Below are 24,784 nucleotides of genomic sequence, written 5' to 3'. Positions count from 1 at the left end.
GCTACCAGTTGTTTCCTGCCATGATCAGCACCTGAGATTCGTTTCCATATTTCATCTCATTGAGGAAGGTTTCCATGCCTTCATCCAGAGGGATCATGGAAATTCCTCTTCGTTCATATTCTTTTTCTAAAGAAGGTGATACCATTCCGGCGCCTTTCCAGGGCCCCCAGTTGATCGACATCACCTTTCCTTTGATCTTTTCTTTTAATGCCCAGGCATACCTGTCCATCACACTGTTCGCCGCAGCATAATCCGTTTGTCCGCGGTTCCCATAAACAGAAGCGATGCTCGAAAACAGGATGACAAATTGTGTATCGGCCCTAAGTTGTTCTGCAAGCACCCTTAATGGCGTCACCTTGGTTTCAAAAACCCTTTTAAATGAATCCAGGCTTTTCGCATGAAAGAGCTTATCCTCCAGCAAACCTGCACCATGTACCACGCCATCAATCCTTTCGTACTCCTGATAAACGTTACTGATCAATGCACTTAAACCTTGTTCGTCACGAAGGTCCAATGCTTCATAGGAAACGGTAGAGCCTGTGATTTCCATGGAACTGATCGTTTGCAGGATTTGGTTGTTCTTATAGATTTTAGAAGTCTCCAGTTCAATCTCAGCTGGTTTTTTGAGGTTCCCAAGTTGAATCAGGTAGGCCCGGATCTCCTCTTTAGTTTTCAGGAAGGAGAATTGTTCCAATCCGTTTGTTCTAGGATCAGAGGAACGGCCAACAAGGATATACCGGCAAGGATAATCCTTCGCAAAGCGCATCATCAGCTCTGAGGTAATTCCCTGAGCACCTCCCAATACCAATACCACCGCATCGCGATCCAGCTGGATATGGGAATCTCCCAGCCCGGTGATCAGTTCTGAAGGAATCAGTTCCAGCGTTTGCCTGCCCTCTCCGTTATAAATCACTTCCGATGGCTCGTCAGGGTTTAAAATCTCATTCAGTGTTATCTCGGCAATATGCTTAGCCGTTTGTTTCGTGGCCAGGCTGATTACCCTGAACTTAGTGTTTTCATATTCCTTATCCAGGCTTTTAAATAAGCCTGAATAGCCTTGAAAACGCCTTAAAAGTGTGGCATCTGCCTGTTCCGTCATATGCCCTTTGGTATCAGAAATAACGTATACCCATTTGATCTCTTCCAGATCCAGCTGTTTGATGAGGGCAATATTATCGATGATTTCCGTTTGATTCGGAGAAGCGAACATATTGAGGATCACCAATCCCTGATATCCTTTGAGGTTACCATTTACAGCTACGATATCCACCAATGCACCTTGTTTTTCAAAAGCGCGTTTAATGGCGATCGATTGAGGGCCTTCGTCGTCGGTGACGGCAAAACGTTGTCCTTTAAGGGGGGTAAACTCCGTGTTCAGCAATTCAGAAGGCGTCAGTTCAAAACGAAGCCGTGACAAGCGCTCTCCTGAGTTTTCTGCGCTTTCATCAATAATTTTCTGCGCAGCGGTCACCGTCTCCAGTCCTTCTGTTTCAATTTCCGAAATCCAGTTGACCAGGCCATTCAGTGTTTTGATGGCAGCAAGCTTCTCCATCAGGTCATCTCCGGCATCTTCAGCTTTACTAAATCCGATTTTAACTTTCAGTTCCCCGATGATTTCCATTCTTTTTATGGAATCGATGCTCAGATCTGCTTCCAGATCAAGGTCCATACCGAGCATGTCCTGAGGGTAACCTGTTTTTTCACTCACGACCAACAGGATGGCCGATTTGATGTCTGCTGCAGTAAATTTAACGGTAGTGGAGACCGGACTTACCAAGGTCTGCTCCGCTTCGGCAATATTTTCCGTTACCTGGCTGTTTTCTTTAATCCAGTTAACCAGACCGTTTAAGGTCTTGATGGCAGCCAGCTGCTCCATAAAGGTATCTTCATTTTTATCAGCCTGACTAAACCCGCCAAGTTCTGTACGTAAAGCACCGATAATTTCCATGCGCTTAATCGAGTCGATGCTCAGATCGGCTTCCAGGTCCATTTCCATCCCCAGCATTTCCTGTGGATATCCGGTCTTATCGCTCACAATCTGCATCAATACCATTTTAACATCGATCTGTATTTTCGCCTGTTTTGCAACAACAGGTTGAACTGCTGCCACCACCGTTGCAGGAATCACATGCTGTGCAACCGCTGCGCTTTGCAAGGGTTGGAAAGCCTGCGGTGTTCCTTGTGGAATAGCTTGCCCAAGGAAAGTTAACATGACATCACGTTGTGCCTGAATCATCATTTTCATGCTGTTCAGGTATTCCTGCATCATCAATTCAGCGGCATTGGAAGGGGCATTGGAAGGGGCATTGATGATTTCAGTTCTTCCTTCTATATTTTTCATTTTAATCGGTTCTATGATTGGTAATGCACCATAAGCGGGAAGCTTACCTACAGCAGGGACCGCATGTTGTCCGTTAACAGACCATACGGTTGGGCTTTTTTTATACTGTCCGGGTTCATCCAGGTTGAGTAATTTCCCTTCACGTCCATCAAAAAGTTTCTCCACTTTCAATGCTCTTCCGGTAGCCATATAGCTGGCGAGGGTACAAAGCAAATGGGTAATTTTATTGTGTCCGTTATCCTCTGCATACAGGAGGAGTTCATCCTTGGCAAGACAGGCTTTTACCAATGAGGTTAATACTTTTCCGGGTCCCACTTCAACAAAAATCCGGGCACCATCAGCATACATTTGCTGTACTTGTTCTACAAACTGAACCGGTTGCACGAGATGATCTGTAAGTCTTTCTTTTACCGCTTCAGCATTTACCGGATAGGTCTTAGCAGTGGTATTTGACCACACTGGTAAGCTCAGGTCATTAAAACTCACCTGACTCAGTACAGTTTGATAATTCTCTTTTGATTTGGCAACGATCGGGCTATGAAAAGCACAGGCGACTTCCAGTGGTCTGAAAGAAACCTTTGCAGCTTTCAGTGTCTCTGATAGTTTTTTGATCGCAGGAGTTGTTCCGGCAAGGACCTGCTGCGTTGGAGAATTGAAATTAACCGCATAAACATCTGCAACACCAGTAATCCATTTAGACAGCTCTTCCTGACGGCCATTTACAGCGATCATTGCTCCGGTGTCTTCTCCTACTACTGCATCCAGAATAGACTGGGCACGTTGTTCACTCAGGAACACGAGTTGATCTTCTTCAAAAGCACCGGCAAAACATAAAGCAGGCAACTCTCCGTAACTATGTCCGGCAACCATATCCGGTACCATTCCAAGTTCTTTCAGGAAATTCGCCAGGGCAAGGTCAACAATGCCCAACAGTGGCTGTGCCATACGGGTATCCTTAATCCTGTCTTTCTGAGCTTTTGATGAATCTTCATCAAAAACTGCATTCGGGAAGAGTACTTTTTCGTATTCCGGTTTCCCTTTCAGCAGTTTACGCATGACTGGAAAAATGACAAAAAGGTCTCTTGCCATATTGATCCGCTGACTGCCCTGTCCGGGGAACATGAAGGCTACCTTTCCATCTTTTTTCCTGGTGATGTAGGTATCTTTGCTTTCAATTCCTGATAAGGCCAGGTCAATTTTCATGAGCAGGTCTTCGGGTCTGTCGGCCACAATACTGAGTTGTACCGGCTGATCATTTTCTACAGCCAGGCTATAGGCAATGTCTTTAAGGTCGATATTATCATTCTCATCCAGCAGATTTTTCACCTTCGTTAACCTTGCTTTAGCCGCTTCGTAGGTATTGCCTCTGAAGACGAATAATTCTGAGGGCCAGGATTTCATCGCGGGAATTAAATCAGAAACCTGATGGTTACTTTCTATGACTGCATGAAAATTCGTTCCGCCAAAACCAAAGGCACTCACCCCTGCATATCTTTTCTCTTCCAGCCACAATGCTGCTTCCGTATGAAAAGCGAAAGGACTTGTCCTGCCGTTATAATAGCTGTTCGGTGTTTTAAGGTGGATGGTAGGCGGTTTTATGCCATAGTAGGCGGATAGCGTGGCTTTAATCAAACCAGCCAGTCCGGCGGCACATTTGGTATGTCCGATTTGTGTTTTCACAGATCCCAGGTGAGTCTGGTTGGCAATAGCTCCCGACTGGTTTAACATATCGGTGAGCGCAGTGAGCTCCGTGCGGTCGCCAACAACTGTTCCGGTACCATGGGCCTCTACCAATCCCAACAAAGCGGGAGAGATTCCTGCCTGTTCATAAGCACGTTCCAGTGCTTTTACCTGACCTGATTTCCTTGGTGCCGTTAAGCCGAGGCTCTTGCCATCACTTGAACCACCAATCCCCTGAATCACCGCGTAGACGGTATCTCCATCTCTTAGTGCATCCTCATGCCTTTTTAAGACGAGCATTGCCACCCCTTCACCGAGAGCAATGCCATCGGCTTCTGCATCAAAAGTTGCACACCGTCCTTTGCGGGATAAAGCATGTGTACTGGAGAACATTAAATAATCATTTATTCCGTTGTGCAGGTCTGCTCCTCCGGCCAGAACCATATCGGATTTCTCCAAAAATAATTCCTGACAAGCGAGGTCAATCGCCGCAAGGGAAGACGCACAGGCCGCGTCTACGGTAAAATTCCGTCCGCCAAGGTTCAACCTGTTGGTAATCCTTCCGGAAATCACATTGGCCAGGATTCCAGGGAAAGAATCTTCCGTCATCTTTGGCAATGCTGCATCCAGCTCTTCCGGCATTTCTCCGAACACCTGTTTAAAGAAACACCTGAAGCTATAACTGTTGGCGAGGTCATTTCCACCTTCGGCACCAATAATCACCGATACATTCTCGGCGTTAAAACTGCCATCTTTATACCCTGCATGTTCCATGGCCTGTTTGGCCACCATTAGGCTCAGCAACTGAGTGGGCTCAATTGCGGCCAGCGATTGCGGAGGGATTCCGTACTCCAGAGGATCGAAATCAATTTTAGGAATAAAGCCGCCCCATTTAGAATGAGACATGTCTGCGGCGGTAGATGCAGGGTCATAGTATAATGCTTTATTCCAGCGCTCATCGGGAACTTCAGTTACTGCATCTGTTCCAAGAATGATGTTTCGCCAATATTCTTCTATATTTTTTGCTCCGGGGAAAATACAGGCCATCCCAACGATAGCTACATTTAACGATTTCTCTTTCGCTTCCGGAGGGCCTGATAAAACAGCTTGCTGAATGTGTTGGAAATTACCATCCGCAACTTCCTTATGAAGGTCAAGGATGGAGACAATCTCATTACACATCGATGCAATTTGTCCGATCATATACATACCCAGGTTCAACTGTTCCTGCTCATCGATCGTTACCAGCTGATCTCCTCTGCGTTCAATCCCCTTCGCAGCAATACGCAACCTGCCAACATTGAGGGTTTCCAGCTTTGCCCAGATCTCTTTTTTGTCTATGCCTTCTTTCTGAAGTTTTTCTTTTTCCTGATTAAAGAAGGTGGCAAAGGGCGAATTCAGACATCTGGTTTCATGTCCCGGGGCTGTTTCCAGTAAGATCGTATCATTTGATAACCTTGCCTGTTCCTGAAACTGCTCCTGAATAGCACCGGTACTTACCGCTTCTTTGGTATAGAGGTAAGAAGTTCCCATCAACACCCCTACTTTGACGCCTTTTGCGGCTAATGGGGCGGCCATTACCGCAATAAATGCAGCAGATAAGCTGTCGTGGATACCACCGGCAAAAAATACACTGATCTGCTCAGGATGGTCTTCTTTTAACAGGCGTTCGATTTGCTTTTCCCAAAGGACCATACTTGATAAAGGACCAACATGCCCTCCACATTCCCTTCCTTCAAACACAAATCTTTTGGCACCTTCTTTCAGGAACATGTCCAGCAAGGATACCGAGGGCACATGTAAAAAGGTTTTTATACCTAATTTCTCCAGGGGCTTGGCTTGTGAAGGTCTGCCGCCCGCAATGAGTACTACAGGTGGCATTTGTTCTTTAATGTATTCGATCTGTTCATCGCGCAATTCCTGCGGCGCAAAACCAAGGATTCCAACTCCCCAGGTCTTGTCGCCGGCCAGTCTTTTCGTTTCAATGATCAGATTTTTTGCAGTTTCTCCCTTTAACAGGGAAAGCGCAATAAAAGGAAGTGCGCCCGCTTCGGCAACAGCATTGGCAAAAGGAGCCACGTCGCTCACCCTTGTCATCGGGCCCTGAGCAATCGGATAAGTAATGTTGAGTTCTTTGGAAAGGGCATTACCTGCACTGATTACATTTAGTGATTTAGCCTGGTTCAAATGACCGTAAACGGCCTCTTCGATACCGAAAACCAGTTTAGCCAGTTTTCTATAACGTGCTTCCAGGTCTATAGCAAGCGCAATATCCTGACCCATCGGCAAGAAAGCCTTTTCAAGATCAAAATCCCCGAAATAATTTTCCAGGTCTTTTGCGCTGGCATCATTATCTAATGACGGAGAGTTGGGCCTTACCAGTACACGGAAATCACCAATCAGGCGGGTTTCATTTCCGCTGAGTTTTTCACAAACCTGCTTGATGGCCTTTGGAACTGTGCTTTCCGGAAACAATGCCAGCTGACTGTCCAGCACTACTCCTTTTGCACCAAAGGCGATTAAAGCAGCAGCGGTATGTATACCTACACCTCCCTGAACATAGAGGTCTATATCTTTTATTTCTTTAGCAATGCGCTGAAAAAGGACATATGAAGACTCATAGCCTACCTTTCCGGCACCTTCATTGCCTTTTACAATAAGCCCATCCGCACCTTCAGCCTGCGCTTTTTGTGCTTCATGGACATCATGAACCTGGTAAAACAGCTTTACCTTCTTCGACCTGGTCCTTTTCATGCCATAGGGCAAAATCACCATTGTTACCTGCTCAGGCAAAATGATGTCGTTCAATTCTTCCGAAACAAGGCAAACGCCAAATTCCATAGAAGATTTTTCTGTTAACTGTTCAAGTGCTTCAGCAGCCCTGATCCGGTCTCTTCCGAGATGGAGTACAGGAAAAGCCTTTGCATTTGATAAAGAGAGTGCCAGATTCACATCGGGCCTTTCAAATGGAGTTATTCCAATAATTAAGGGAGTTTTCATATAGGTTGAGGGGGATGATTAGGGATTCAACTTTCGAGCTATTCTATAGATATTGAAAACAATAGCCTATAGAAACAGGATTTTTAATGAGAAAACACCTTGATTTTTATTCAAAGTAGCTCTATATCAAGAAAATCATTGGCTTTTAGGTATTTTTTCAATAGGGATTCTAAAAACACAATGAAAAGCAATAATCCTACGCTTTTATAGGAGCGAAATTACTACTATAATAACGTAGGGCCATAAAATCACCGAAAATGAACAAAAAGAACAAGCTCAAAACGGCAAGGAACAAGAAAAACAGATGATAACTTAACGAGTTATTAACGCAAAGCTTAAATAGAAAACAAAACTATTGCTAAATGACTGGAAAAATATTCCTATTTGCTCTAAAAAAATAAAAATCCTGCTGAAAAAAGCAACAGAGCTATTTTCCTGAAAAATCAGCAGAATTTACAGGCATAAACAGACATCCGAAATACACAGTAGCTTTCTGAGCATACTTTCCTTTTCTTATTTTCAAGCAGGATTCCATGTGATGATTGCATGCAGGATTTTAAAAAAAAGGCACTGCACTTTGAAGACATTCGAATATTTGCCCTTCAGCAAAGATTCGGGGATGAAAAGAGTAGTGCCTTTTTTTGAGTTTCTTCACAAAGAAGAATCTTTTTATTGAGGATTATTTTAGCAAATACCTAAGCCCGGAAGTCAGCTGTCGTCAGGGCTCAGGTATTTAAGAGACCATTAATTCAGTTTATTAACGGCTAAATTATCATAGTAGATGTAATCCGTTGTACTCGTTTTCCAGTAATCCTGGCTTCCGCCCCTGAAAGCATGGAAGGTCAGGTTATTGATCAGCCTTTTGCTGTCGTTGGTGGTCCAGCGGATATCCGTATCCAGAATTGTCGTTCCGTTAATGATGATCTGTGCACGACCGTTTGTGCTGGATCCGGTATTGCTCTTGATGTACATATGAACATGATACCATACTCCTTTCTGAAGTGCTCCCGAAGCCGGGAAACGTTGGGTATAGGTATCACCAAATTCTGTTGGCTGATCTTTATGATACACATAAGGCTGAAAAAATACCCGGTTTGGGTTGCTATCCGGCGAATACCACATTAACCTTAAACTGCCACCATTGCCATCCCATCCCGGATCTCCTCCTGTATTCCCCTCACCAACGGAAAGTCCAAATCCAATTTTCCCTCCTCTGCTGAAGTTAAACTGACTGTGAAATTTCACATCAAAATCCAGTTCATAAGCACTGCCATCAGTGATGTCAACATTCGTCACCATACCACCGGCACCAGAGAGCTGATTGGGCAGTAAAGTCACCCTCAGCCCATTTGTTCCATCTTTACCATTGGTGATGAAAGCGCGGGATTCCTGCCAGCCGGAAACATTACCGAAGTCGGAGGAAGCTTGTGAAGCAGTATAAGTAGATCCATTGCTGCGGTTTTCCCAGTTCAGGTTAAGTGAAGGTGAAACAGCGGCGGCACTGAGTGCTGAACTTTCCTGCTGTAAACTGACCTGCTCTTCTGCTACTGCTTTAGTATCCTTCTTACAGGAGCCAAGGGCCAATATGGCCAGCAGTAGAATACCTGTGGTAAATTGAATTTGTTTGGTTTGATTTTTCATTGCTTCGTTTTTAGGGTTTATGATTTGGTTGATAAATAAAACATCTGGTTAAGTAAATTTAACATAGTTTTATTTTAAAAAACAAACACAAATGACTGTAAAACAATTAGTTACAAAACAACCAATACGCTTCAAACACGACCCTGTCTTGAAAAAAAGCAGGGTAAAACAGTCCTCAGGAAAGAGACTGTACTGATTTAAAAATCAAGGCAATACGGTTACAAGACAAGAAATATTTTTCAATTTATTTTATGGAGTTGGCTTTTACACCTTCAAAGGTTATGCTGACAGGCTTAATGTATCCATTGGCATCGAATTCCATCCGGTCAATACAGGTGACCCGATGATTTCCATCTGTTTCCCCGAGAGGTCTCCGATGATAAACGATATAATAATCATTTTTATGGGGATGTTTGATCACAGAATGATGTCCTGCACCGGTAGCAATTTTAGGATCTTGCTCCAGCACTTTACCAATTCTTTTAAATGGACCTAAAGGGGAATCAGAAATCGCATAGGCAACAGAATAATCAGGACCAGTCCAGCCTCCTTCAGACCACATAAAATAGTATTTACCATTTCTCATGAACATATAGGGACCTTCTACATAATTGTCCGGAGTAATTTCTTTAAAGACTGTTCCGTCAGGAAAGGGAATAAATCCGGAGAAACCGGGATTAAGCTTCGCGATGTTGCAATGTTTCCAGCCCCCGTAAATCAGGTAATGCTGTCCGTCTTTATCCTTAAAAACAAACTGATCAATGGGCTGGGCACCATTATAAAATTTATCCACCAATGGCTTACCCAGGTGGTCCTTGAAAGGTCCTTCCGGGCGATCGGCAATACCAACGCCAATTCCTCCGGCTTCCTGGTCGCTTTGAATATCATTTGCTCCAAATAACAGGTAGTACTTTTTATCTTTTTTAATAATCGAAGGCGCCCAAACCGCTTTCTTTGCCCATTTAAATCCGGCAGTATCCAATATCCCCGGATGTTTCTTCCAACTGAGTAAATCTTTAGAGGAAAAAGCATCCAGAAAAACCTGTTTTTCATATCGATCTGAGAAGGTCGGATAAATCCAGTAGGTCTGGTCAAATACAGCTCCTTCAGGATCAGCATACCAACCTGGGAAAACCGGATTACCGGGACTTTTAACCGATTTCCCGGAATGTTGACTATAAACCGAAATGGCCGAAAAAGAAAGAATGGCAAGGATTAGAATGGAACGCATTGGAATGATATTTTTTGTATACTAAAATAGCAATACTTTATCATAAACCATTGTGCTAAACCGTTTTTAATTAAAATAAACCCTTTACACCCTCATTTACCTTCCTGATTTCACACGTCTTCCTTCTGCCTCAGAACTACTCGAGCGCTGACGGGCACCTTTAATATCTTTACTTCCAAAACGGTAGGTACAGGTTAAGCGGAATACCTGACTCTCCCACTTCTCGTTAACGACATATTTCTGCGAAGGGATGGCGCTGGTAATCTGACTTTTCTGTAATTTAAAGATGTCATTAGCGGCGAACTTTATGCTCAGTTTATTGTCCATAAAAGACTTACTCGCACCGAGATCAATTCCATACTGAGGCGCGATCAACAAGGTTCCATAAACCTGTTTCGATTGATAATAACCCGACCATTCAAATTTGGTGGAAGAATTCAAAGTAATCGTCTGACTGGTATTGAGGTTAAATGATGTTCTTCCGCTTTCGTAAGGAAGTCCCAATAGGTTAGGCGTCTGGAATTTATTATAATATACCGTCAGATTGTTATTGCTGCTCCACCATTTGGTGATCTGTACCGGATAGCTCATGTTCATGTTATAGGAATCTTGTTTGGCCAGGTTCTGAACGGAAATAAAAATCGTCTTTTTTACGGTATCCGTTAACAGAACATCAGTCATCACATCATTGGTATGGCTATATCCGAAAGTCACATTTAAACTTTTTTTGAAGGAATAAGAAAGCTCAAAGGAATTGGTGTACTGAGGTTTCAAAAAGGGATTCCCCTGTCTGAAGGAATACAAGTCCAAATAATAGATAAAAGGGTTTAAAGATCCGTAATCGGGACGGTCAATCCTTCGACTGTAAGACAGGCCTACCTCATGATCTTTAGAGAGTTCCTGATTGATAAAAATGCTGGGAAACAGGTTAATATAATCTCTTTTCACCACTTTCTGATCGGTTACAGAATTGCCTTTAGAGTTAGTCTGTTCCAACCTCAGACCTAGCTGTACCGTAGTACTTTTAAATTTCTTGTTTAAATTGGCATAGGCAGCATTGATGTTTTCATCGTAAAGGAATTGGTTACTTTTCCCTGGATCACTGGCCCATTGGTTGTTGGTAAAGTTCTCAAACAGAAAGTTGTTATCTGTCTGTACAAAGCTTGTTTTCAGACCAAGGTCCAACTTCATCGCCTTATTGATTGGCAAAGTATAATCAACCTTTCCGCCCCATATTTTTACAATGGAAGGAGAAGCATTCCTGAAAATATAATCAGGTTTTAAAGGCTGGCCCGAGGCATTTTTATACATATTGTTAAAGACACTGTTTTGCTTGCCATAATAGCGGGAATAATCCATATCTGCACTGATTTCCTGACCAAGGGTATCCAATGTTCCTTTGTAATTTAAGTTATAGGTAATCCCGGTATATTTCCGAAGATTGGTATTTGGTGCAACTACAGATGAATCTCTTTTTCCTGGCTGATCTCCAATGAGCGTAAGGACATTGGCAGCATCATCCCCATTGGTATGATAGCCGTTCAGAAAGAATCCCAGGGTATTATTGTCATTAATAAAATAGTCGATCCCCGCTTTATAATTCCGGTTTGTTCTTTTGATATCAGTATGACTGGTTTGATCAAAATAGGTCGGATTTGCAGTAGTACCATTCACCCGAACAATATCTGTTTCCTGAAAACGCTTATTGAAACCATAATCCGCATTTCCGAAAATATTGAACTTTTTCTCTCTATGGTTCATGTTCAAACTACCATTTACTTTATAATTGTCGCCATACCCTGCCCCGGCAGAAGCAGTGCCATTCGTTCCATAATTTCTATTTTTCTTTAGTTTGATATTGATGATCCCTGAATTCCCGGCTGCATCATATTTAGCAGAAGGATTGGTAATCAACTCGATAGACTGGATCGCATTTCCCTCTGTAGAGCGGAGTAAATTGGCCAGCTGATCTGCTGATAAATAAGTTGGTTTTCCATCGAGCATTACATTTACCCCTTGTTTTCCCCTCAGGCTGATTTTTCCATCTTTATCGACGGTTACACCAGGTGCCTTTTGCAAGATCTCCAGTGCTGTATTTCCAGCAGCCAACACACTGTTTTCGATATTCAACACCGTTTTATCGATCTGTCTTTCTATCAAAGGTTTTTGTTTCACGATCTCTACTCCTTTCAACAGCTTGGCATCCGTTGCCAATTGGACCTGGCCAACTTCATATAATTTCCGCTCGGCACCAATCGCATAAGGTCCTTTAAAGGTCTTTTTATAGCCCACTACATAGATGGCAACTAAATATTTTCCTGCATTCAGTCCTTTAAATTCGTAGGTTCCGTTATCTCCTGTGAGTGTACCTTTTACCGCAGTAGAGTCCTTTGCATTCAGCAGGCTGATGGTTGCGTAAGGAAATGCTTTCTGATCTTCATCCAATACTTTACCGGATATTTCCCCTCTTATCTCAGTTGTTTGTGCCTTTACCGATGTAAAAAGTACTAAAGCAAGACCTAAAGTGAGGAATAAAGAAGTATATATTTTCGTTTTCATATAGACATAATTTTTCCACATACGCTTTTAAGCATACTCTGAACATATGTGAATGGTTGTTGGTGATTAGGGTTATTGTACATAAGACAGTTCCCTAAAGAGAAACGTTACACAGAAACAGAAAATATTTTGATTATTTTGTAAAAAAGCCGGCTAGAGTTAATTCGGCGTTGTTTTAGCAATCCGGAATCCCTGGTTGCTAAATGCCGCATGAGGATTTACCCTTCCGATATCTACAGAATTAAAAAATCCACAGGAATTCCTGCTGCACCACCAGGAACCTCCACGGGCATGGACTACTTTCCGCTTTTTAGGATCGTTCTTTAAACTGCCTTCACAGAATTCAAACACATTGCCATACATATCATATAAACCAAAAGCATTGGCTTTAAAGCTAGCCACCGGCGAAGTATACATATATCCATCCGAAACATCTGCGGTCAGGTGATCCCGGGCATTCCAGATATTGGCATAAGTCCCGATTTGCTCCTGATCTTCGCCCCAGAAATAAGTGCCTTTAGCACCTGCACGGGAAGCAACTTCCCATTCATCCAAAGTAGGCAGCCTTACTTTTGCCCATTTACAGTAGGCTTCGGCATCTGCATAGCTGATGCTGGTTACAGGGTGATTCATTTTATTTTCGATCCCTCCTCTGCTCCTTCCATTGGGAAAGCGCCAAAAAGCGGTACTGTCTCTAAGCCATTTAAATTCAGCCAGCCCCGGCTCAAAAACCATTGCATTTCTCAATCGCTCTGCATCGGTTTTATAGGCTGTAGCCTTAACAAAGTCCTCAAACTGAAGGTTGGTAATTTCTGTCTTCCCAATATAGAAATTAGCAAGACTGATCTTCCTTAAAGGGTTAAGCTGATGTGTTTGTCCGCCGATCCAATACGCTCCGGCAGGAATTTTCACTAAAGTACTGTCCGGCTGTGCTTTCAGTTTAGAAGATGAAACCATCATGAGCATACCGCTTACCAGCAGAAATAAAAATCGTCCTGACCGCAGCAGAAAAATTGCTTTATCTAGGCCCATTGTAAAATGCAGTTGCCCGGTTGATGATCAGCTCTTCATTGGCCTTATTGTAGTCGATAAAGCTAAGGTAGGTGCTTTTTGAGCCATATAATTTGACGAATGAAGCGGAGGTCATGAAGGGTTTATATTCTCCTTTTTTCATCAGTAACATCAATACAGTCAGGATATCATAATCTTTCTGATCACGCTTGTAGGTTTCGATTAAGAAAGGGATGATCTCTTTTCCGTTTACCTGAACAATGGCGGCCTTATAATTTAAACCAACCCTATTTGTCCGGCTAACAGATGCCTTGATCAATGCCAGTACAGAATCTCTATTGCTCTGCAGGAAATTCTCCTGTCTTTCACTCCAGGCAGCTTCGTCAAAAGCATCGGGAAGATTCCCGAATATTTTCTTATCCTCCTCCAGAATCGGTGGGCTCACATCGCAATTCTGACTGGAAACTTCTGCATGAATCATGTGGTAAGTAAACTTTTCCCTAAGCGAGAGGGCCATATAAGTTTTATTACCCAGGCCAGAAGTTCCGTTGTCCCCATCACCTTCCAGATATACGATTCCGCTAATCAACTTTTTTACTTTCGCCAATCCATAGGGAGGAATCGTACTTTTTTGCCGGTATTTATGGTAAGCCTGACTGCTCGCACTGGCTTCTTTCCAGGGAAGTTCCTCCTGCGAAAAGGCAACAACAGGAACCAATAAAGCCGTGATTACGGCCATTAGAGAGATATTTATTATTTTCTTAAAGTATAAGCTTGTCATATTGCGCTAAATAGAAGCCTAAAGGTATTCTTATTTTTCGGCATAATAAATAAACGCAGGGGGAAGATTCAATAACGTAAATTCGCAATGCACATGTTCAAATCTCCTTTTGATCAATGCCAGGTCTGTTTTACAATATTGAAACTGGATGTAACAGCCTCCGGGCTTTAACAATTGATAACAATCATTCAATAGCCTAGCCTTTTTGAGTCCGCCCATATTGGCCAGTGGAAGTCCTGAAATGATGTAGTCCAGGCTTCCGGCTTTGAAATACTGCGTAATGTTCATCACATCATCGTGAATGGGAACAAAACGATAATCCTCTTCTTTTTTCAATTCCTCAAAAAGCACCGTATTCATTTCAAACCCCGATAATTTCGATTGAGGATTCATCTTATCCAGCAGGTGCCCCGTGATGCTGCCCTTTCCTGCTCCCATCTCAACCAGCTGAAGCGGCTTTTCAAAGTCAATAAACTGCATCATTTTCCGCGCCAGGTAGGGGGAACTCTCAATGATAGAACCAGTCTGCACTATATTCCGATACGCTTCTTTTACAAATACAAACATGAATCACAAGTAAAGGTACACCGCCGGCTCAAGTACCATGTTTTCAAAAAAGCCGGACGATTTGAATTTACAAATTTATCCGGCTTTATGAAATAATCCTTAGAAGTTAATCAAAGGTTGTCCATCGTAGGTTGCAGGAATGACAATTCCCAAAAATTTAAGAATCGTTGGTGCAACGGAGTATAAATGCGGAGCACCTTTAAGATTGGTCGTTTTTTTGATAAATACAGCAGCGGCAATATACCCCCATGTTGCTGCGAGTCCGTTATTTGTTTTGATGGTCAGCCCGGGTAGGCCAAGGCTTCCTGCATAAACGATCCCCGTACCATCGTTTCCTTTAGCATAGATTAACAAGTCGTTTTTGTTAGGGTGACTGTCGTTCAGGTCCATAAAAGCATAATTGCTGATGGCTGTTTCTCCAACCGCAGTTTTAAAAACACGGATTCCGGCGATGTTACCTGTAAAATTAGGATTATAAACCCCTGTTCCATCCTGTGCTATTTTAAAAGTAGTACCACTTTGCAGGTCCCCGACCTTCGAGATATCTCCTTGCGCAACAGGTATTCCGCCATCATACATCGTTACTTTTTGTAAAGTCCGGTTGACAACAATGGCGACATGGTGCCAGTTCTGATCCCTAAGATCAACGCCATCAACATCAAGCCTGTTCGTAGTCCCATCGCCGAAATTTGCCCTGATCGTTCCACCGTTATTTGAAATGATAATGCCTTTATTTCTGCCACTGGCCCAGTTTTTATTTCCCATGATCACCGGATCACTGTTTACAGCAGTTGCCCGGACCCTGAATTCAAGGGTAAAGCTCCCGGCTGCACTTAGGTCAAGAGCGGATAAAGCAGGTAATTCTGCGTAAACATCCTTTTGGAAATTCAAGGTATTGATCCTGTTGGGCTTTGTTTCGATAGTGACTTCAGGTTCCCCTGCAACTACTGTCGGACTGATGGCCTTATTGTTCAGAATAATAAAAGCATTTTGCTCCTTATAGCTACTCCCTCCATGTGAATTGTCGCCACCATGATCTGTAGCAACAACGATCAGCCAATCTTCATTTTTATAATTTGACCTTGCTTTAAGTGCTTTGATAATCCTTTCCACACGTTTATCTGTAAGGGTAACTGCAGCAACATATTCCGGGGTTTCCGGTTTAAAATTATACGCATGTCCGGCATGATCAACATCATCAAAATGACTGAACAAGACATCCGGATTGTTCGTACTCAATTCATTGATGAGGCTTGCTTCCGTCTGGTTATCATCTGCTCCTTTTATTTTAAAGCTAATGTCATTGGTTGCAATAATTTTGTCGTTAATAGGTCCCCATGTAACAATTGCTCCTGTTCTTGCCGTTGGAAGCGCTGTTTTTAAGGCATGAAAAAAGGAAGGATAGGTTGCGAAATCAGCATTTGCAAAAGAGTTTTCATTTGCCTTATGTTTTGCTACCCCCGTTCCGGTTAATAGCGCAGCCCATCCGTTTGCACTCCAGGTTGGGGTTTCTGCCAAAGCATTTGTACTTGTCCAGGAGCTATCCATCAAAGCTTTTAAAGTTGGTGCATTTGCCGCAGTGAGTGTTCTCCAGACCAATCCGTCGATACCAATGAACAATACTTTCCTGGCTTTAGGGCTGACATCTGTTCCCGGACTGTCGGTACTGCTGTCCCGCTTACAACTGGAAATAACTCCTGCAAAACACAGGATGAGCAATAGAATAGGTTGAATTCGGTTTACTTTTCTCATAATTTTTTGTGTTTATTTTCCTTAAACAGCTCTTCTTTAATAGGGATGATTAAAGAGATCAGTATCCTAAAGGTAAACATAAGTTTAGTATAAGTACACCTATGTTTACGAATATTAACAGATTGATAACATTGGCTTTCAGGGCTTAAATCGTAACCGGGCACTGTTAGCCACAGCGAAATGTCATATCTGACAATTCCCTATTAAACCGTTATTTTCTCCTCAGGCGAAATCCTACCTTGTACTTAGTTATCAAAACAATATAGCATATGAAGAAACATAAATTTTGGGGAGAAGTAGCGGCAGACTGGGCTGGCTTTTCTGCGGAAAAGACCTTCGACATTCCACATTTTGAGCAGAAAGTAACAGTATTTTTAGGAGAAGAGTTTGATGAGGAGGGAGAAGAGATAGATACCCCTCCGGACGGGGAAGAACTGAATGCCTATGCCACAACCTTTTCCAGCTTTCTTGAACATCTGGATGCGATTATCATAGACATCAAAGAACAAACGTTCAACAGGTACCAGAAACTGTATGCACATTATTTTGAGGATGAAGCAAAATCCGGAGAACCACCTCTAAACCTCAACACCCCAGGCAAACATTTTCAACATTTAAAAGAGATCAACTATATCCGGGTTCTGGATAACCATACCTTGCAAATCCCAATCAGATATGGCATAGACACAGAACACGGATTGGAAATAAGGTTAGAAAACAACAAAATCGTTGCCATAGCAGGAATCGCCGAAACCTAAGCATTAACGATCAGCAACGATAAATCAAGCTTTTAATTTAAAACAAATGGCAAATCAATCGAAAATAAAAGTATGTGTAGCCGGAGCAACCGGATGGGCAGGCTCAGAACTCGCTAAAGCAATTGCAGTTTCAGGAGAACTGGAGCTGGTAGCGGCAATTTCCCGCCAGCACGCCGGAAAAAGTTTAAATGAGGTATTGGATATTGCGGGGACCAAAATCCCTGTTTTCGCTACCATAGAAGAAGCCTTAACGGTTCCCTGTGATGTTTTGGTCGAATATACCAAACCCGGCGTTGCAAAACATCATATCCTGACAGCCATTGCCAAAGGTGTAAATGTGGTGGTGGGCACCTCCGGTCTGAGTGATGAAGATTATGAAGAAATAGGGATCAAGGCTGCAGCGCATCAGCAATCCGTACTTGCAGTCGGCAATTTTGCAATCAGTGTCGTACTGTTGAATAAGTTTGCAGAAATGGCAGCCCGGTACATGTCTAACTGGGAAATCATCGATTATGCCAGCGCCGGAAAAATTGATGCTCCGAGTGGGAGTGCGAGGGAATTGGCTTACCGTTTATCGCAGGTTAAAAAACAGGAACTACAGGTTTCTATGGAGCACACTCAAGGTGTAAAAGAGACCAGAGGAGCGGATATAAACGGCACCCGGGTTCATTCCCTGAGGCTTCCCGGATTTGTCATTTCGCTGGAAGCCATATTTGGCATGCCCGATGAAAAACTGACCTTGAAACATGAGGCCGGCAACAGCTCGAAACCTTATGTGACAGGTGCTTTTCTGGCGATTAAAAAAGTTGGCTCCTTTACCGGGTTGAAAAGAGGTCTGGATAGCGTAATCGATTAAAACAATAAGCAAAATTTCCTGTTCCAATTATATATGCGCAAATTTTTACAAAGGCTGTTTACCGGGCCGATCATCAGACTGGCCAATAAATATTCCTCCAGACCGGATCAGCAACGGGTGCACGATGCTTTAACAGCCTTGTTCAATAAGATCCAAAAAGAACCCGGTAAGCGTGGCCAGCTGATAGATTTCGACCACTCCGACAAGCTCATCATCTTTTCCGATCAGCATAAAGGCAGCAGGAACTACAGCGATGACTTTGTCCTTTCCGAAAAGAATTACCTCGCAGCACTTAGCTATTACAATGCGCAGAATTATCTTTTTTGCAGTTTGGGCGACAGTGAAGAACTTTGGAAGAATACGCTTCTCGGCGTCATCAGGAATAACAAAGCGACCTTTGAGCAGGAAAAGCTATTTCTAAAAAGAAATGCTTTCATTAAAATATTTGGCAACCATGACCTGTATTGGGACAACGATCCTCTTGCAGGTTTTACCCTTGAAAAGGTCTATGGGCAAAAGATAAAAATCTATGAGGGTGTCATTTTGCGCATTCCCATTAAAGATCAGCTGCTGTCCATCTTTATGACCCATGGTCATCAGGGAGATTTGCAAAGCGATGGAAACTGGTTTAGCAAATGGTTTGTTTCCAATGTATGGGGTCCGCTCCAGGCCTACCTGCGCATTAATCCAAATACCCCGGCTTACGACAATCAATTGAAATCTGCACACAATGCCATTATGTACGACTGGACCGCCAAACAATCCGGACTTGCCCTGATTACCGGGCATACCCATCAACCGGTATTCAATTCATTAACACACCTGGAACGGACTTATATCCGGCTGGAAGCAGCAAAAAAAAAGGGAGATCAGGCAGAAATCCAAAAGATAAATGCAGAACTGGCCGCTGGAAAAATCAGTGGAGACACCTCCCCCAGATTGGACTATTCTAAAAACACGTATTTTAATACCGGTTGCTGCTGTTTTAACGATGGAGACATTACCGGAATAGAGCTGGAAGGTGGGAAAATCAAACTCGTTAAATGGAAATCCAATCCTGAATCCGGTCCTGCACGCATTGTTCTGGAAGAAACAGAATTAGTGCACTTATTAGATACCTGATTTCTCTCCCCCCTTAAATCACGACCCTGAAGGTGAGGTTCAGTCTTCCTTTCATTGGTTTTGTAGATTTTGCAATGCGATGGTCCCAATTGGCCTGTAAATCACCTTTCATGATCAGCAATGAACCATGTTCCAGCCTTATAGCATATTTCAGACCATGATCTGTTTTGTTGCGGATGTCAAAATTACGGACCTGTCCGAAACTGACAGAAGCAATCACCGGATGAGTACCCAGGGCTTTTTCGTTGTCGCTATGCCAGGCCACAGAGTCATTGCCATCCCGGTAATAATTTAAAAGCACACTGTTAAAAGAAATCCCGGCGATCAACTCCACTTTTCTTCGAATCATGAGCAGGTCCGCTGTCCAGGGCAAAGGAGCCGATTTCCCAAGTATGGTATAGTTGTAGGCCTCCGGATCACCATACCATGCGGTTAACCTCGGCGTGATCACCTCTTTATCATACATTTTTACGACCCGGTGTTTCCATTCCGAATCCCTGATCAGCCGCTCCATCAACCTTTCGCCTTCTTCCTGACTGAACAATTCCGGCCGATAATCCAGCAACGAAACCGGCAATCCAGGTGTTTGTCCTTCTTCCTTAAAAAAGCTCAATTGCTCCATTTTCCTATTCTTTTCAAATTCAGCTCCGCAATTTAACTAAAAATATTAGCAAACAAAAAAACACCTCCCTGGTTGTCGAAATTACCCCTTGCATTTGTCGCGTTTACACAGTTCAGTTTTTACCTTCAATCGCTAAGTTTGTATAGACCAAAAGCAAAACATCATGGAAAAATACAACTTAGACAAGGACGTTAAAATCTTTTATGTAACCGCATCCTCCTTTCCTGAAGGCATTCCTGCGGCTTACCAGGAATTAGGGAGATTGGTCCCTTTAAGCAAGAAAAGGACCCTTTATGGAATTTCAAGACCAGAGGGTGGACCCATCGTTTACCGTGCTGGTGTAGAAGAATCCTATGAAGGGGAAGCTGAAAAATACGGTTGTCCATCATTAGTACTGAAAAAAGGGACTTACATCAGTTCCATTCTAAGGGATTATATGAAAGCCCCGGAACTCATCGGCTGTGAATTTAAATCGCTATTGGACACTCCCGGCTTAGACCCTCAGGGTTATTGTGTCGAAGTATACCTGAGCAATGTTGAAGTACGATGTATGGTTAGAATGGAGTCAAAAGAAAAATAGTTCCTGAAGATTAAAATAAAGAAAAGGCTGATCATAAATTCATGATACAGCCTTGTTCTTAGTTTAGGTGGTTTAGTAGTTCTTATGAATCCTGGTGTTATATACATCGTCCCAGGTGATGTACGGATAAAGGTTAAATTTCTTCGCCTGAACTTCAAACAGCGCCTTCAGCTCTTCCAGTTTTGCCGGATTTTTCTTTGCCAGGTCAATGCGTTCATTAAAATCTTCATTCAGGTTATACAGCTCCCAAACATTCTCCACATAGTTTTTTGGCAGCCCCTCCTTGTTGTTCGACAAATCCAGCAAGTCCGGATGGTAAGAAAGTGCGGCCTTCCAGCCATCTTTATAAATTGACCTTGCGCCAAAAATATAATAATGCTGAATGCGGTGTTGTGAAGCTGCTTTTGCATCCGCAAAAGAATAGACCAGGGAGGTTCCCTGTATTGAATCCTGTTTAATACCCCTGATGTACTCAGGTGCTTTAATGCCGGTATATTCCAATGTCGTGGGTAGCAAATCGATCACATGACCATATTGGGTCCGGATACTCCCTTTATCTTTTATGCCTTTAGGATAAAAAACGATCAATGGATTTCTCGTCCCTCCTTCCGAATTTGCATCTTGCTTCCATTGCTTGAAAGGCGTGTTTAATGCCTGTGCCCATCCCAAAGGGTAATTTCCCTGAATCGATTTGGGTGTTCCGATCTCTCCTGAAGCTTCCAGGTTATGCTTAATAATTTCCTGCTGGCTCAGCTTATTGGTCGCTCCTCTTGGTAAATCTATTGTCCCGCTGAAGGTTCCTTCTTTACTCGCCCCATTGTCGCCGATGATCACAAAAACCAGGGTATTTTCCAATTGTTTGCTGGCCTTCAGGTAATTGATCACCCGGCCAACCTCGTGGTCAGTATAGCTCAGGTACCCTGCATAGATCTCCATAAAACGGGCATATAGCTTCCGTTCGGCTTCGGGAAGTTTATTCCAGGCCTTTATATTTGAATTTCGCGCTGGTAATACTGCATTGGCTGGAATAATTCCCAGTTGCTTTTGTCTTTTGAAGACCTCATCTCTGAAAACATCCCAGCCTTTATCAAATTTACCTTTATAAAGGTCACTCCATTCTGTAGCCACCTGATGTGGGGAATGGGTGGCACCGGGTGCATAATACAGGAAGAAAGGTTTTCCGGAATTGGCCTTTTGCTGTCTTTCAATAAAGCTGATTGCTCTATCAGTGATCTGCTCGTTCAGGTGCCTGCCATCCGGTTGAACATGTGCATTGTCTTCCACCAGGTCGGGCTTATACTGATCTGTTGCGGAACCCAGGAAGCCGAAGAAATGATCGAAACCTTTTCCGGTTGGCCATCGGTCAAAAGGTCCGGCATCTGTCGCATCCTCATCAGGTGTCAATCCATATTTCCCTACTGCAAAAGTATTGTATCCGTTTTCGCGGAGGATTTCTGCTACTGTACCTTTATCCGAAGGGATGCGGCCATCGTAACCTGGAAATCCGGCCGACATCGCCACATGAGCAAATCCCCCCATGTGTACAGAATGACTGTTCCGCCCGGTAAGCAGTGCGGATCTTGTAGGCGCACATATGGCTGTTGTATGAAAATTGGTATAGGTCAACCCCTGATGGGCCAGGCTATCAAAAGTAGGGGTATTGATCACTCCACCCAATGTACTCGTAGCCCCAAAGCCCACGTCATCGAGCAAAATCCAGAGCACATTTGGTGATCCTGCAGGAGCCTTAACCGGCTTTGTCCAGGATTCTTTGGAATCCGCAAGGGTCCTGCCAATTATGCCCTGAAAAGCTTGTTGCTGCTGTGTAATGTTTTGCGAATAGCCCTCAGAATAGCTAAAAGCGCTGCCCAGGAGTATCCAGGCTGTAATGATTCTTCTTTTCATGGATTGATTTTCTAATTGCTTTTTGCCAGTTCTGTTTGATGTTGTGCAATAACGGCTTCAATTTCCGCTGAGGTCGATTGTCCTGCTTTCTTCCAGATCTGTTTTTTATGATGATATAACACCAGCGTTGGAAGCTGATTAATTTTCAATTCTTTGAGCAGCGCGGTCTGATCATAAGCTTCAATCCTTACTATTTTAGCGGAAAATCCTGTTTTCTTTTCCAGCGTGTCCAGCACGGGAATCAGCTTCTTACAGGCGCCACAGTATTTAGAACCAAAGTCTACCAACACAAAGTCTGAAGATCCGGTTAGGGTCTGAAACTGAGCAAGGGATAGCGATATGCCTTTCTTCGCATTGTTTACGATTGGATATCCTGAACCTATCCAATTGGCAATTCCACCGGGAAGCACAATCACTTCTTTGAAGCCTTTTTCCCGGAGCTCTTTTGCCAATGCCGCACTCCGGCCATTGGCAATGGAGTAAACAAACGTGGGTTTGTCTTTAGACAAAGCTGCGATGTCTTTTTCATGACTGGCTGAAGCAGGATCAATATTGATCGCCCCCGATAAGTGGTTCTGTGCAAATTCTTCACTGGTCCTTGCATCCAGAATCTGCGCGTCTGCAGCTTTTGATTTTGTAGCCAATACGGCGAGTGAAGGAGTTTGTTCTTTCACAGTCGATAATGGCTGCTGTGCTTTAACGAGGGCTCCCTCCAGGAGCAGCAGCATTAAAAAGAGGTGTTTTAAGTATTTCATTTTTTTCGATTTAGGTTGTCAATGATCATTTGATTTTATTCCAGTCCTGAACCCCAACTTTGCCAGCCCATTCCAGGTATTTTTTTTCCAGTTGTTTTACCTTCTCCGGATACTTCGGGGCAAGATTATTTGTTTCTGTCCGGTCTGACTTCAGGTGGTACAATTCCCAGGGCGCATTGAGTTCGGCAACGAGCTTCCAGTCCTGCTCCCGAACGGCCCTGCTGCCTTCATGCTCCCAAAACAACCTGGAATGCAGTTCTTCCTTCTTTCCTTTTAAAACCTTCAACAGACTATGTCCAGGCAATGCGGTTAAGGAATTTCCTTTCAACGAATCAGGGTATTTTGTCTCTGTAAGCTCCAGAATACTCGGTAAGATATCGATAAGGTGTGCGGGTTCTTCATTTAAAGATCCCGAAGGGATGAAGCCCGGATACCAGGCAATAAAAGGGCTGGAAATTCCTCCTTCATGCGTATTTTTCTTAAACAAACGAAACGGAGTATTACTCGCATTTCCCCATGGTGCTTCATAGCTGTCTATCGAATTTACACTTCCCGGATTTCCGTTTTTCTGAATTACATAGTCCCATTTTTTGACTTCATCGGCACTGCCTCCATTATCGGAGAGAAAGATGACCAGCGTATTTTTATCTCTTTTGATCTCTTTGAGTTTATTCAGGAGCTCCCCTATACCCGCATCCATGCGGTCAATCATGGCAGCATAAATTGCCATGCGGGTATCCCAAATGTCTTTTTCTTCCACAGATAAGGATTTCCATGCTTTCGCATTTTCGAACCCCGGCGATAAGCGCCATTCTTTCTTAATCAATCCTGAAGCCCGAAGTTTCTGATAACGTTCCTGTCTCAATTCATCCCAGCCGGATAGGTACCGGCCTTTATATTTCGCAATATCTTCAGGCAGGGCCTGAATTGGCCAATGAGGTGCATTATAAGCGACATAAAGAAAGAATGGATTAGGTTCATCCTTGATTTCATCCAGAGATTTCAGCGCGAAATTGGTAATGGCCTGTGTGAGGTACAGCGACGTATCCTGACGCTGAACTTCCTGCCCATTCAACTGGAAAGTGACCGTTCTTCCATCGTTATACAGCGGCCGGGAGTTAAAATAACTGCTGCCATTATTTTGTAACGTAAAAGATTTATCAAATCCCCTGTTCACAGCAAGGGCCGAAGGCACCAAGCCCACATGCCATTTCCCGGAAACAATAGTCCGGTATCCCTGCTGTTTCAACAATTCAGCAATTGTCGCGCTATGTTTACTCAAATATCCCTGATAAGCTTCCGTTCCTTTGTTCTGAACCATATCTCCAACTCCGGCCTGATGCGGGTAAAGACCTGTCAGCAAAGAAGCGCGGGAAGGGCAACACCTTCCGGCATTGTAAAACTGGTTTAAGATCATTCCTTCTTTTGCCAGTTGGTTTAATGCCGGGGTATGAATCTCTGAACCAAATGCGCCAATGTCAGAGAAGCCGAGATCATCAGCAAGGATGATCAGCACATTGGGCCCTGCGCTTCCTGATTGTGCGAGCCCATAAGAAGCGTTCAGTCCAAAAAAAATAGCCGTTAAAAAAATGATTCGCTGATTCATAACAATTGTCTTTTCAT

16 protein-coding genes are annotated in these 24,784 nt (G+C 43.4%); 4 read left to right on the top strand and 12 right to left on the bottom strand.

What is annotated here, in order from left to right; genetic code table 11:
- Position 1 precedes the first annotated feature (1 nt).
- From BLQ87_RS19015 to BLQ87_RS18980, 8 genes are all read right to left on the bottom strand, one after another.
- On the bottom strand, positions 2 to 7,021 hold the full coding sequence (locus BLQ87_RS19015) for a type I polyketide synthase (RefSeq protein WP_074609880.1): 7,020 nt from the start codon (positions 7,019 to 7,021) through the stop codon (positions 2 to 4).
- Positions 7,022 to 7,765: 744 nt separating this feature from the next.
- Complete coding sequence (locus tag BLQ87_RS19010) at positions 7,766 to 8,662, bottom strand: polysaccharide lyase (RefSeq protein ID WP_074609878.1); 897 nt, start codon at positions 8,660 to 8,662, stop codon at positions 7,766 to 7,768.
- A gap of 244 nt (positions 8,663 to 8,906) precedes the next feature.
- Complete coding sequence (locus BLQ87_RS19005) at positions 8,907 to 9,893, bottom strand: glycoside hydrolase family 43 protein (protein WP_074609876.1); 987 nt, start codon at positions 9,891 to 9,893, stop codon at positions 8,907 to 8,909.
- 96 nt (positions 9,894 to 9,989) lie between these two features.
- Positions 9,990 to 12,452: an outer membrane beta-barrel protein gene (locus tag BLQ87_RS19000; protein ID WP_074610038.1), complete on the bottom strand. Its 2,463-nt coding sequence runs from the start codon at positions 12,450 to 12,452 to the stop codon at positions 9,990 to 9,992.
- Between the two features lie 159 nt (positions 12,453 to 12,611).
- The gene (locus BLQ87_RS18995) at positions 12,612 to 13,412 is read right to left on the bottom strand and encodes a formylglycine-generating enzyme family protein (RefSeq protein WP_074610036.1); all 801 of its coding nucleotides are present in this window, start codon (positions 13,410 to 13,412) and stop codon (positions 12,612 to 12,614) included.
- 58 nt (positions 13,413 to 13,470) lie between these two features.
- Positions 13,471 to 14,202 carry a hypothetical protein gene (locus BLQ87_RS18990; RefSeq protein WP_074609874.1) on the bottom strand — a complete coding sequence of 244 codons (732 nt, stop codon included), beginning with the start codon at positions 14,200 to 14,202 and terminating at the stop codon, positions 13,471 to 13,473.
- Positions 14,203 to 14,274: 72 nt separating this feature from the next.
- Positions 14,275 to 14,811, bottom strand: coding sequence for a class I SAM-dependent methyltransferase (locus BLQ87_RS18985; RefSeq protein ID WP_074609872.1), 537 nt, complete (start codon positions 14,809 to 14,811; stop codon positions 14,275 to 14,277).
- A 99-nt stretch (positions 14,812 to 14,910) separates the two neighbouring features.
- Positions 14,911 to 16,563: an alkaline phosphatase family protein gene (locus BLQ87_RS18980; protein WP_074609869.1), complete on the bottom strand. Its 1,653-nt coding sequence runs from the start codon at positions 16,561 to 16,563 to the stop codon at positions 14,911 to 14,913.
- A gap of 269 nt (positions 16,564 to 16,832) precedes the next feature.
- Between BLQ87_RS18980 and BLQ87_RS18975 the strand changes: the two genes are divergently transcribed.
- Genes BLQ87_RS18975 through BLQ87_RS18965 form a run of 3 tightly spaced genes read left to right on the top strand, consistent with a single transcriptional unit; the run spans position 16,833 to position 19,299 of the window.
- A complete protein-coding gene (locus BLQ87_RS18975; RefSeq protein WP_074609867.1) occupies positions 16,833 to 17,321 on the top strand; it encodes a DUF6985 domain-containing protein in 489 nt (162 codons plus the stop codon).
- A 46-nt stretch (positions 17,322 to 17,367) separates the two neighbouring features.
- The gene (gene dapB, locus BLQ87_RS18970) at positions 17,368 to 18,177 is read left to right on the top strand and encodes a 4-hydroxy-tetrahydrodipicolinate reductase (RefSeq protein ID WP_074609865.1); all 810 of its coding nucleotides are present in this window, start codon (positions 17,368 to 17,370) and stop codon (positions 18,175 to 18,177) included.
- Between the two features lie 33 nt (positions 18,178 to 18,210).
- A complete protein-coding gene (locus tag BLQ87_RS18965; protein WP_074609863.1) occupies positions 18,211 to 19,299 on the top strand; it encodes a metallophosphoesterase in 1,089 nt (362 codons plus the stop codon).
- Positions 19,300 to 19,312: 13 nt separating this feature from the next.
- Here the strand turns inward: BLQ87_RS18965 and BLQ87_RS18960 are convergent, their stop codons facing one another.
- Positions 19,313 to 19,921 (bottom strand): alpha-ketoglutarate-dependent dioxygenase AlkB family protein, encoded by a 609-nt coding sequence (locus BLQ87_RS18960; protein ID WP_074609861.1) that lies wholly within the window; start codon positions 19,919 to 19,921, stop codon positions 19,313 to 19,315.
- Between the two features lie 163 nt (positions 19,922 to 20,084).
- Between BLQ87_RS18960 and BLQ87_RS18955 the strand changes: the two genes are divergently transcribed.
- Entirely contained in the window at positions 20,085 to 20,501 is a 417-nt protein-coding gene (locus tag BLQ87_RS18955; RefSeq protein WP_074609859.1) for a transcriptional regulator, read from the top strand.
- Positions 20,502 to 20,573: 72 nt separating this feature from the next.
- Here the strand turns inward: BLQ87_RS18955 and BLQ87_RS18950 are convergent, their stop codons facing one another.
- The 3 genes from BLQ87_RS18950 to BLQ87_RS18940 are packed head-to-tail and all read right to left on the bottom strand — an operon-like array spanning position 20,574 to position 24,767.
- A complete protein-coding gene (locus BLQ87_RS18950; RefSeq protein WP_074609856.1) occupies positions 20,574 to 22,406 on the bottom strand; it encodes an arylsulfatase in 1,833 nt (610 codons plus the stop codon).
- Between the two features lie 11 nt (positions 22,407 to 22,417).
- A complete protein-coding gene (locus BLQ87_RS18945; RefSeq protein WP_074609853.1) occupies positions 22,418 to 23,161 on the bottom strand; it encodes a rhodanese-like domain-containing protein in 744 nt (247 codons plus the stop codon).
- A gap of 25 nt (positions 23,162 to 23,186) precedes the next feature.
- Entirely contained in the window at positions 23,187 to 24,767 is a 1,581-nt protein-coding gene (locus BLQ87_RS18940) for an arylsulfatase (protein WP_074609850.1), read from the bottom strand.
- Between the last annotated feature and the right edge of the window lie 17 nt (positions 24,768 to 24,784).

Source organism: Pedobacter steynii (genome assembly GCF_900103665.1).
Classification (GTDB): Bacteria; Bacteroidota; Bacteroidia; order Sphingobacteriales; family Sphingobacteriaceae; genus Pedobacter; species Pedobacter steynii.
This window is presented reverse-complemented; position numbering and strand designations above follow the sequence as displayed.